9 protein-coding genes are annotated in these 11,847 nt (G+C 28.5%); 4 read left to right on the top strand and 5 right to left on the bottom strand.

From position 1 onward, the window contains the following. The first annotated feature begins 60 nt into the window (after positions 1 to 60). Together BUB83_RS08390 and BUB83_RS08385 are read left to right on the top strand one after the other, a co-directional pair. Positions 61 to 1,149, top strand: coding sequence for a putative NPN-dependent ornithine cyclodeaminase (locus BUB83_RS08390; RefSeq protein ID WP_073338004.1), 1,089 nt, complete (start codon positions 61 to 63; stop codon positions 1,147 to 1,149). A gap of 29 nt (positions 1,150 to 1,178) precedes the next feature. Then, positions 1,179 to 2,351, top strand: coding sequence for a cation diffusion facilitator family transporter (locus BUB83_RS08385; RefSeq protein ID WP_073338003.1), 1,173 nt, complete (start codon positions 1,179 to 1,181; stop codon positions 2,349 to 2,351). A gap of 80 nt (positions 2,352 to 2,431) precedes the next feature. Here the strand turns inward: BUB83_RS08385 and BUB83_RS08380 are convergent, their stop codons facing one another. Next, positions 2,432 to 3,661, bottom strand: a complete 1,230-nt coding sequence (locus BUB83_RS08380; RefSeq protein ID WP_073338002.1) for an aminopeptidase — start codon at positions 3,659 to 3,661, stop codon at positions 2,432 to 2,434. A 164-nt stretch (positions 3,662 to 3,825) separates the two neighbouring features. Between BUB83_RS08380 and BUB83_RS08375 the strand changes: the two genes are divergently transcribed. Continuing rightward, positions 3,826 to 4,410, top strand: a complete 585-nt coding sequence (locus tag BUB83_RS08375) for a CDP-alcohol phosphatidyltransferase family protein (RefSeq protein WP_073338001.1) — start codon at positions 3,826 to 3,828, stop codon at positions 4,408 to 4,410. 43 nt (positions 4,411 to 4,453) lie between these two features. Here the strand turns inward: BUB83_RS08375 and BUB83_RS08370 are convergent, their stop codons facing one another. The 4 genes from BUB83_RS08370 to BUB83_RS08355 form a co-directional block, all read right to left on the bottom strand. Next, on the bottom strand, positions 4,454 to 6,607 hold the full coding sequence (locus tag BUB83_RS08370; RefSeq protein WP_073338000.1) for a HelD family protein: 2,154 nt from the start codon (positions 6,605 to 6,607) through the stop codon (positions 4,454 to 4,456). A 28-nt stretch (positions 6,608 to 6,635) separates the two neighbouring features. Next, positions 6,636 to 7,721 carry a dipeptide epimerase gene (locus BUB83_RS08365; RefSeq protein ID WP_073337999.1) on the bottom strand — a complete coding sequence of 362 codons (1,086 nt, stop codon included), beginning with the start codon at positions 7,719 to 7,721 and terminating at the stop codon, positions 6,636 to 6,638. A 77-nt stretch (positions 7,722 to 7,798) separates the two neighbouring features. Next, positions 7,799 to 8,335, bottom strand: a complete 537-nt coding sequence (gene lepB / locus BUB83_RS08360; RefSeq protein ID WP_073337998.1) for a signal peptidase I — start codon at positions 8,333 to 8,335, stop codon at positions 7,799 to 7,801. Between the two features lie 80 nt (positions 8,336 to 8,415). After that, positions 8,416 to 9,303: an AraC family transcriptional regulator gene (locus BUB83_RS08355; protein ID WP_073337997.1), complete on the bottom strand. Its 888-nt coding sequence runs from the start codon at positions 9,301 to 9,303 to the stop codon at positions 8,416 to 8,418. A gap of 149 nt (positions 9,304 to 9,452) precedes the next feature. Here BUB83_RS08355 and BUB83_RS08350 point away from each other — a divergent pair, with 149 nt between their 5' ends. Then, on the top strand, positions 9,453 to 11,807 hold the full coding sequence (locus tag BUB83_RS08350) for a glycoside hydrolase family 31 protein (RefSeq protein ID WP_073337996.1): 2,355 nt from the start codon (positions 9,453 to 9,455) through the stop codon (positions 11,805 to 11,807). Positions 11,808 to 11,847: the final 40 nt, after the last annotated feature.

The raw sequence follows: 11,847 nt of genomic DNA, 5'->3' as shown, positions 1-11,847 counted from the left end.
TTTATTAAAGTAATTATAAAATATACTTTAATAGAAAATATACTTTGTGGAGGTTTTAATATGAATTTTGAAATTCCTAAATATACTCACCCAAATTTTTCAGTTGACCCATTTATTTCTTTTCCAAATGCAAAATACTTAGAGGTAATTAAAGATGGAGTTGCGCCTGAAAATTATCATGCCATGTCAATTTATCCTGAATACTTTAAAATCAATAATAATTGGATACTAGCTAGTGAAAGTAGAATGGATTGTGTTCCTGTATACAAAACTGAAGGTATAATTTCTGTTGTTGAATTTAGAAATTTAAAAATAGGTGATAAAGTTGTAGTAGGAAGAACAGAAGATGGCTCTGAGGGCATTTATCTTCATACAACTGGTTTTCTAACAACCAATGCCGGTGCTGATGTTTTTGCTTTTAGAAGTGGTCGCTCTAGAGAAACTGCTTATTCAAAAGATTATGATAAATTGTATGATTTATTAAAATATGAAAAAGATAATGGATATGTAGTTTGGGTTTTAGGTCCTGCTGTTATTTTTGATTATGATTCAAGAAAAGCTTTATCCTCCTTAATAGAAAATGGGTATGTTGATGCTATCTTAGCTGGAAATGCCATGGCTACACATGATTTAGAAGCAGGCTTATTAGGTACAGCCCTTGGCCAAGATATTTACACTCAGGAATCTAAATATATGGGTCATTATAATCATTTAGATTTGTTAAATAAAGCAAGAAATTCTGGTTCTATTGAAAATTTAATTAAAGATTACAACATAAAGGAAAGCGTTGTTAAATCTTGTGTTGATAATAATATTCCTTTAGTTTTAGCTGGCTCCATTAGAGATGATGGTCCTCTTCCTCCAGTTTTTGCAAATGTTTATGAAGCTCAGGATGAAATGAGAAAACATACAAGAAAAGCTACTACATTAATATGCTTAGCAACAACTCTGCATAGTATAGCCGCAGGAAATATGACTCCCTCCTATACTGTAACCAATGATACTGTTCGTCCAGTTTATATTTATAGTATTGATGTAGCTGAATTTGCTGTAAATAAACTGAGAGATAGGGGAACATTAGAAGTAACTACTATGGTGACTAACGTGCAAGATTTTTTAGTACATCTTAAAAATTATTTAATCAAATAAATATTATATAAATAATCAGGAGGTATATTTTGTTATCAAAATTTTTAATTACTAGGTTTGTTAAAGACTATCCTAATACCGAGGATAATAAAGTCAGAGAATCTTACGGTTATCTTGGTGGAATAGTTGGTATCATAACTAATTTCATTTTATTTTGTGTGAAATTATTAGTTGGCATGACTGTTAATAGTATTGCAGTAACAGCTGACGCTTTTAATAATTTATCAGATACCATTTCATCTATAATAACTATTGTAGGTTTTAAACTAGCTTCAAAACCTGCAGATAAAGAGCATCCATTTGGTCATGGCAGAATCGAATATATTTCAGGGTTAATTGTAAGCTTTATGGTTATGTACGTAGGTGTTGAATTTACAAAATCTTCCTTTGATAAAATTCTACATCCTACTGGTATATCTTTTAAATTAATACCTTTTGTTTTAATACTTTTATCTATAATAGTGAAGATATGGTTAAGCTCTTTCAATAAATATGTAGGTAAGGCTATTAATTCTTCTGCTTTACAAGCATCATCATTAGATGCTTTAACTGATGTAATTTCATCTTCTTCTGTTGCTTTAGCTTTACTATTAAGTAACTGGATTGATTTTCCTATAGATGGGTATATAGGTGTATTTGTATCTTTATTTATTTTATATTCTGGTTTTTCCCTTGTTAAAGAAACTATTGGCCCTTTATTAGGAGAGGCCCCTGATTCTGAACTTATTGGAAAAATAGAAAGTAGAGTATTAAACTATAATTATGTAGTAGGAGTACATGATTTAATTGTTCATAATTATGGCCCTGGCAGAATAATGGCATCTATTCATGCAGAAGTTCCTGCTGATAGTGATATTGTGGATGTTCATGAAGTTATTGATAAAATTGAAAGAGAAATATCTAAAGAATTAAACCTCTTTCTCGTAATTCACATTGATCCTTTAAATCAGAATTGTGAAAAGTTATCAAAGGCCAAAAAAGAACTTTCTAGTATTTTATCACTTTTTCCCGAAGTCATTTCATTTCATGATTTTAGGGTTGTTGGAGATGGGGATGTTAAAACCTTAATTTTTGACATAGTAACTAAAGCCAATAATAAAAGATCAAATATAGAACTATTGTCTAATAATATTGCTAAAGAAGTCAAAAAAATTCATCCACAATATGAAACATTAATTACTGTGGATATAGACTATAAGTAAAAATCTAAAGTACATTGTAGGGGCGGGTTTCCATGCCCGCCCGGTTATATTCTGTAAACATAATCACAGTTTAAAAAATATTAAAAGGCAAAATTTCCTTCTTTAAATACAGTAATTTCTTCCCCATTTTCTTTTATACCTATTATCTCCAAATCTTTTGTTCCTATCATAAAATCTTCATGAACTATAGAATCATTTACTTTTTTAGCTGTTAGTTCCTCTTTACTTAAATTCTCACCATTTTTTATGTTTATTGGATAAGCTTTACCAATAGCTAAGTGACATGATGCATTTTCATCAAATAAAGTATTATAAAAAAGTATGTCAGAATTTGATATTGGTGAATCATAAGGAACTAAGGCAACTTCCCCTAAATAATGAGACCCTTCATCTGTATCTATAATACTTTTTAATACATCATGACCTTTTTCTGCTTTAAAGTCTACTATTTTTCCATCTTTAAAAGTAATAGAAAAATCTTCTATTAAGTTTCCATTAAAGTTTAATGGTTTTGCGCTTACCACAACTCCATTTACACCATCTCTTTTAGGTAATGTAAACACTTCTTCTGTCGGCATATTAGCAATAAACTCTACTCCATCTGGAGTATAATCTGAACCACCCATCCATAAATGTTCTTCCGGTAATTCAATTTTAACATCTGTTCCTATAGAATTTTTGTACTTCAAATATTTGAAGCTATTATTATTTAAAAAGTTTAATCTTTCTTTTAAATTCTTCTTATGAGTATCCCATGCCAATACTGGATCTTCCATATCCACTCTTACGGATTTAAAAATACTATCCCATAATTTTTCTACTGCTTCATCATCACTCATATTTGGAAATACTTTTCTTGCCCAAGCTACTGTTGGTATAGATGCTACACACCAAACATTTTTGTTGCTCATTAATCTATCTCTATATTCTTTTATTGCAGCGCTACTTGCTTTGGCTGCTCTTACCATTCTATCTGGATTAACATCCTTCATGAGTTCTGGGTCTGAAGCTGAAATGGATAAGAATGATGCTCCTTTAAGAGCATAAGAAACATAAAATTCTTTTTGCCATTCTGGAAATTCGTCAAAAATTTCTTCTGGTGCATGAGTGTATTTAATTTTTGTAAAAAGCTCATCTCTCCAATTCATTACTACATCTCTAGCACCTTCTAAATAAGCTATTTTAGCAACTATTCTTGCAAACTCTGCACATTCTATAGGTGTATTAATTACAAGAATTCCATTTTTTTGGATATTTATCCCTGTTTTAACTAATAAACGCGCATATTTTTCTAAATATTTATCATTCATTGTTTTTCTTCCCTTCTTTGAAAAAAATTAAATATAGATAATTATACCATGAATTTTTATCAAATAAAAACCAACTATTGTTTTACAATAATTCCTGTGCTTTATTATGCCCTTTTATGGTAAAATGAATTTATACTAAAAGAAAAAGAATAGAGGCTACTTAAATGTTAGATACTCATGGACGAAAATTTGTTCAACCTTTAATAACAAAAACTGCAATCTTTTTTAATAATTTTGGTTATTCACCAAATATAATCACAAAAACTGCCTTCATCTTAGGTTTAATTTCAAGTATTTTTTTATATTTTGATTACACCATTTTATCATTAATTATTCTATGGACTTCTGGATACTTGGATGCCGTTGATGGTACCATGGCAAGATTACAAAACAAAAAAAGTCCTTGGGGTACAGTTTTGGATGTAACTTTTGATAGGCTAGTAGAAATTTCAATCATTATATCTTTAGCCTTGAAATTTCCTCAGTCAAATTTCTATTTGATTTTATTAATAGCCAGCATAGTTTTTTCAATTACAGTTTTCTTAACAGTAGGAGCGCTTTCTATTAACACTGGTGTGAAATCATTTTATTATCAAGCGGGCTTTGCAGAAAGAACTGAAGGTTTTATATTTTTTACATTAATGATACTTTTTAATAAATATTTAATTTTTATTACTTTAGTTTTTTCAGCAGCAATTGTTTTTACTGCCTTTCAAAGGCTAAGAGAAGCCAAAAAAATATTTACTTAAAAAAGTAAAGTTGACAGTTTTCACTGTCAACTCTTTTTTGTTTTTAATTATTTTTAACAACCGTCAAATCGTGTAATGCTCTTGTTGCCATTACATACTTAATTTTTCTATCTTCTATAGCCTGTTCTTCAAAGTCATCTATAATAATAGCTCCATCAAATTCTAATCCTTTTGCAAAATAAGAAGGTAATATAACCACACCTTTTTTATAAATAGAATCTTCGCTATTTACAAAACTTATAGACATTTCTTCTTTCATAAAATCACTAATAATTTTTGCTTTTTCCAAACTATTAGTAATAATAGCTATACTTTCTAATCCTTTTGCTTTATAAGAATTAACTATTTCAATTAAATTACTATTAATTTCTTCCTTCTTTAAATTAATTTCTTTAACCATTTCACCATTTCTTACTAATGGAATAATATTTGTATTATCTAAATATTTATTTGCATATTCCATTATTTCTTTTGTGGATCTATAGCTTTTCTTTAATTTATACGAAGAAGTATTTTCTAATAATCCGCTTAACCTAGTCATAGCTATTGTTTCATCAATAGGCAGCAACAGCTGATTTGTATCTCCTACTATAGTATATCCTACTGCTTTTGTTAATTCTTTTATTACTACAAATTGCAAGAAACTATAATCTTGTGCTTCATCAATAACTACATGTTTTATTTCTTTTTCTAATTCTAAACCTTCTAATTTAATTTTTAAATACAAAATTGGTGCTAAATCATCAATATTTAGTTTTTCATTATTATTAAATTCATTGTAAATATCTATACATTCTATATCACTAAGCCAATTCAAGCTTTCTTTTGCTTCTATAACGCTTTTAATTACAATTCTAATAAGATCTCTTCTTTTGAATATCAAATTATTCTCTTGAACATTTTTCTCTTCTTCTGTTAATTTATCCAAGGATTCTTTATACCATTTTTCTATAGCCCTTATTTTATTATCTCTTTCATCTAATATTTTAGAAATTAAAATTCTTTTTATCTTTTTTATTTTTCTAAACAAAGGCATATTGGCATAATATTCAAAAAGTTCTTTTACTGTATTTTTTTCTACAATAACTTTATTATCAAGTACTACATCCTGCAACTTGTAATAATCTTTTTCAAAGTTTTCAATTAACTTATCCAGTTCCTTGATGTAATTATCAGATGTCTTTTTTCTCATTATCTGAATAAATTCTTCATCTTTATTAATAATTTTCTCCATATAATCTTTTACTGACATGATTTTTTCATAATCAAGTTCAATAACTTCTAAAGCAAAATCTAAGAAAGTTTTTTGATTTACTCCTATTTCTCCTAAGCTAGGCAATATACTAGATATATACTCCATGAAAATAGTATTTGGACCCAAAATCATAACTTTATCTTGCAATGTATCCCTATGATTATAAAGTAAATATGCCACTCTATGCAATGCAATAGTAGTTTTTCCGCTTCCTGCAACACCATCTACTATTACTGCCTTATTTCTATCCTGTCTAATGATTTCATCCTGTTCTGCTTGAATAGACATAATTATATCTTTTAATTTATCCCCCGAATTCTTGGATAACATCATTTGTAATATATCATCTTTTACTTCAACAGAAGAATCAAACATTCCTTCTAATACTTCATTTTTTATAATAAACTGTCTTTTCTTTATTATATCAACAATAAATTCTCCCATAGGGGCTTTATATTTTGCCTCACCTAGCTTACCTGCATAAAACAAAGATGCGATAGGTGCTCTCCAATCCACTACCAAAGGTTCATAGGAAGCTTCTGTAGTCATTCCAAATCTTCCAACATAAATGTCTTCTTCATCATTAAAATCTTTTTCTTTAAAATTTACTTTTCCGAAATAAGGAGAGTCTTGAAGTATAGTAAGTTCTTTTAATTTTCTATCTATGATTCTAAAACTTTCTTCATTTACATATCTTTCATGATCAAAAAATTCAATAAGTTTATCTTCATCATCTTTATAATCTTCTAAAGCAATTTTTCTTTCTTCTTTTATAGTTTCGGTTATTGCTTTTCTTTTTTCTAAAAAGTACAACAATTCACGCTTAATAATTCCTATAGTACTTTCTAAGAATTCCTCTTCTCTTTCTAATTCTATAGTTTTTTCCATTTCTTTTTGAAGTTCTTCTTTAATTGTTGCTTGTAAATCACTTTCATTAAACATTCATTTCAACTCCTGATTCTTTCTTTATCTATATTTCTTTCCATCCATGAACTTCTATTATTCCTAATCCTGGCGAGTCATTTGCATATATTTCTTCTCCATTAAAAGTAACTCCGCCTTCAATAGGATCATTTTCATAAGATAAAAGCATATCCAAGTCTGTTTTTGTAATATTCTTTTTAGCTAAAGCAAAATTTGCAGCAGCTGTTACCCCTATTTTACTTTCAACCATACATCCCATCATACATTCTATACCAGCCATTTCTGCCAAGTTTAAAATTTTAATAGCATTGTGGAACCCTCCACATTTCATTAATTTTACATTAATACAGTTTGCCGCTCTTTTCTCAATTATATTCAAAGCATCATTTATATTATGCACTGATTCGTCTGCTAATATAGGTATAAGTACTCTATCTGTAACAAATTTTAATCCATCTATATCCCATGATTTTACTGGCTGTTCTATTAATTCAATATTTAACTCTAGATCCTCAAATTTATTAATAATTTTAACTGCTTCTTTAGGTGTCCAACCTTGATTGGCATCTACTATAAGCTTAGTATCTTTTCTAACAGCTTGCCTAATAGCTTTTACCCTATTTAAGTCTACTATTGGATTGTCTCCAACTTTAATTTTTAAATATTGAAAGCCATTCCTTACTGCCTCTAAAGATTCCTTAACCATTTCTTCAATGGTTCCTACACTTATAGTTATCCCAGTTATTACGCTAGCTTTATTTCCGCCAAAATACTTGTGTAAAGGTATATTGTATTTTTTACCAAACAAATCGTATATACCCATATCTATAGCTGCTTTTGCACTAGAATTATCTATAATCCCTTTATCAATTATACTCATAATTTCTTCCATATTATCTATATCTTGTCCAATAAGCTTAGGTGTTATAACCTTTATTGCTGCAATAATAGATTCTTCTGTATCGCCAGTAATCTCAGGTGTAGGCGTAGCACTTCCAATACCTATTTCATCAGTATCTGTTATTACTTTTATAACAATTTCTGAAATCTCGCTAACAGTTGTGATAATTGTTTTAAATGATTTATTCATAGGTATCTTGATTTTTCCAATTTTAATATCTGTAATTTTCATAATTACACCTCTTCAATTAAATTATAAACATGAATTTAAGTAACTAAAAACGCCAATGCAATGGCGTTAACTTTTTTCTAATTATTCATCGCTTCTTCCCCAATTTTAAAACTTCCAAATCTATCAAATGGAAATAAAATAAATTTAGCTTTTCCCTTTATTTTACTAGAATCAATAAAAGGTTCTTCCCAATATCTACTATCTCTAGAGTTTTCTCTATTGTCTCCTAAAAATAAATATTTTCCTTCTGGAACTTGAAAACTAGCTGCTTTTGCTTGAGGAAAAAGTACATACGGTTCTTCTAAAATCTCCCCATTAATATAAACAACTCCAGATTGATCTATAAGTATATCATCCCCTGGTAATCCAATCAATCTTTTAATAAGAGTTTCTTTTAACTCATCTGACTCAAAAACTACTATGTTACCTCTTTCTAAATTTTCTGGGTTATACACTCTTGTTACTATTATTCTATCCCCTGGTGTTATAGTTGGATACATGGAACTTGTTGGTACAGATACTTGAAAAAATATAAATTTATTGATCAAAAATGCTAGTACTATAGCAAACACTATTGGAATAATCCAATCTTTTATGAAACTATCTAATTTCATTAAACTCTCTCCTCAATATTTAAGTATAACTACATTTTAACACAATTATTTTTTTATTAAAGATTAATTTATATTTTTGTTCATTTTATCATTTTTCTGAACTTTGCCGGAGTGTATTTTTTATATTCCTTAAATTTTTTTATAAAATAACTAAAATTTTCAAAACCCACATCATAGCATATATCTATAATTTTCTTATCTTCATTCTCAAAAAATTTTATAGCTTTTTCTATTCTATATTGATTTACATAATCTATAGGTGTTTTACCTGTGTGCGCCTTAAAAAACTTACAAAAATATTGTGTATTCATATTTGCAATTTTAGCAAGAGACTCAACATAAATTTTATTTTCATAATTTTCATGAATATAGTTAATAATATTTTTAATAACTTCTAACTTGTGACCTTTAGTAGTTTCTTTAAAAATATCTTTATTATCAAAAGCATCATTTTCTGATAAAATTGAAATTACTTTTAATAATGAAGCTTTTAGCCCTATTTCCCATCCTGCCTTCTTTTGTCTATAATATTTTATACTAAAATTTATTTCTTGAGTAACTTCGTTTCCCCATTGTTTTGAATTATCAATTACCATGGGAAATAATCTTTTCCCATTGATTAATGGGTCTAAATACTTACTTTGACAATAATCATAAATTCCACTACTTAAAAAATCCAAATCAAATACTATTGCATGATGGATGGATTGTTCTGCACTTAAGCTTTTTCCAAAATGAAGAATACCCTTGTTAATTAGTATACATTCTCCTTGTGAAATTATAACTTCATTCATATCAATATTAAAATTAATTGAGCCTTTTTCAACATATATAAATTCTACTTCTTTATGCCAATGACAATAAATTTCTTCTTCTTTGTTTAAATTCATATCTAAATATATAAAAAAAGGTAGCATAGGTGACCCATGAGCTTTATTTTCTTCTAAATTAATTATTTCATCTTTCATAAATACCATCCTTTTCATTTATTATTGTCATTATAATGTTATTTCAAGTGAAAATAATGAAAGTTTTCTTTGATTTATACTGTTATAATGTTATTATATATCTTAAAAATAAAAATAGCCATTTATAATCTTTAACTTGGAGGTAACTAATGTTTGGCAAAATAGTAAACTATAAAAAAGAAAATAGTAAACTGATTATTAATTTTGAAAAGAAAATAGGAATAATTGATGTGATAAATCCACATGTTATAAATATCTTTTCTCCTTTAAAGTATGAAAAACATTTTTCAAGAGCAATTGAAACTCTAGAGTATGAAGAATGTGAAATTAATTTTCAATCCTTTGATACATATCTAGAGTTATCAACTAATGCTTTAATAATAAAAATATATGATGATTTTAAAGTGGATTTTTACGATAGCAATAAACAGCTTTTATGTGAGGACTACAGAGACGAAAGAGAGCCTTTTATTAGAAGAGGGGATTCTTATCTATTTGAGCAAGAAGGTCATAAATCTGAGGAAGTAAGTAGCTCTCACAAAATTGAAATCATAAAAAAAATGTATAATGATGAGAAGTTCTATGGCCTTGGAGAAAAAACTGGACATTTAAATAAAAAAGGTTATGAATATACAATGTGGAATACAGATGATGCTAGTCCCCATGTTGAAAGCCATAAAACCCTATATAAATCTATACCTTTTTTTATAACATTAAGAAAAAATACTTCCTTTGGTATATTCTTTGATAATACTTTTAAAACTTATTTTGATATGGGAAAAGAGAATTCAAATTACTATTACTTTGGTGCTGATGATGGAAATCTTGATTATTACTTCATTGCCGGACCTGAATTTAATAAAGTTGTTTCAAGATATACTAGTTTAACTGGCACAACTCCATTACCACAAATGTGGACTTTAGGACACCAACAAAGTAGATATACTTATGACTCAAAAGAAAGACTTTTAGAAATCGCAGATAATTTTCGTGAAAAAGATATTCCTTGTGATGTATTACACTTAGATATAGATTATATGGATGATTTTAAAGTATTCACTTGGGATGAAAAGAAATTTCCCTCTCCAAAAGAAATTACGAAAGAACTTTCCAATAATGGATTCAAAGTTGTAACTATCATCGACCCTGGGGTTAAAAAAGCTAGAGGCTACTCCATGTATGATGAAGGTCTGAAAAATGGATTCTTCGCCACAGATAAAGATGGAGTTACTTATATTAATAAAGTTTGGCCTGGCGATTCTGCTTTTCCAGATTTTTCAGATACTTTGGTTAGAGATTGGTGGGCAGATAAACAAAAACTTATGATTGATTCCGGAGTTTCTGGAATTTGGAATGATATGAATGAACCTGCTAGTTTCAACGGTCCTTTACCGGATGATGTTCAATTTAAAAATGATGGAAGGCCTACAGATCATAGAGAAGTTCACAATGTATATGGACATCTTATGTCCAAAGCCACCTTTAATGGTATAAAAAAGTATACAGCAAAACGTCCTTTTGTGATAACTAGAGCTTGTTATGCCGGTTCCCAAAAATATTCTACCGCTTGGACTGGAGATAATCAAAGTTCTTGGGAGCATTTAAGAATGGCGGTACCAATGCTTTTAAACTTAGGAATAAGTGGAATGGCTTTTGTAGGTACAGATGTAGGTGGTTTTATTTCTGACTGCACTCCTGAGCTTCTTTCTAGATGGGTACAAATAGGTTGTTTTTCTCCTTTATTCAGAAATCATTCTGCAGTTGTTACTAGAGATCAAGAGCCTTGGTCCTTTGATGACACAACTTCAAACATCTATAGAAAATATGTGAAATTAAGATACAAGTTGATTCCTTATTTATATGATTTGATGAAGGAATGCGAGTCTAATGGATTACCTGCTATGAGACCTTTAGTTCTTCATTATACTGATGATAAAAATGTTCATGAGCTAAATGATGAATTTCTATTTGGTGAAAGTATACTAGTAGCTCCAATTTTAGAACAAGGAAAGAATTTTAGAGCAGTATATTTACCTGATGGATATTGGATAGATTATTGGACAGGAGAAATTATAAAAGGACAAAATCATATTCTAAAAAAAGCTGAATTAGACACTTGTCCTATTTATATAAAAAAAGGCAGTATTATACCTAACTACCCTGAATTGAATTATATAGGTGAAAAGGAAGTAGATACCTTAACACTAGATATTTATCCTGGCAATGGAAACTATACTCACTACCAAGATGATGGCAGTAGTTATAATTATAAAAATGGTGAATTTAATTTATATAAATTCACCATGACAAAGAATGAAGATACAATTATTAAAATAGAAATCCCTCACAAAAATTATGAAGAATTCTATATGAATTTCAAAATTAAGATAAATGATAAAAACACAAATAATATTTTATTCAATGGTGAGATACTTTCTTACGACAAAACTGCATCTGGTATAGAATTTATTATTCCTGCCGTTGAAGGGCAAATAAAGTTTTAAGTATATTTAATAAGCAGCAAATAACTTTATATAATCATAA

It is taken from the genome of Clostridium grantii DSM 8605 (assembly GCF_900129965.1).
Taxonomy (GTDB): domain Bacteria; phylum Bacillota; class Clostridia; order Clostridiales; family Clostridiaceae; genus Clostridium_AF; species Clostridium_AF grantii.
The sequence above is the reverse complement of the archived record's forward strand: the minus strand, read 5'-3'. Positions and strand labels throughout refer to the sequence as shown.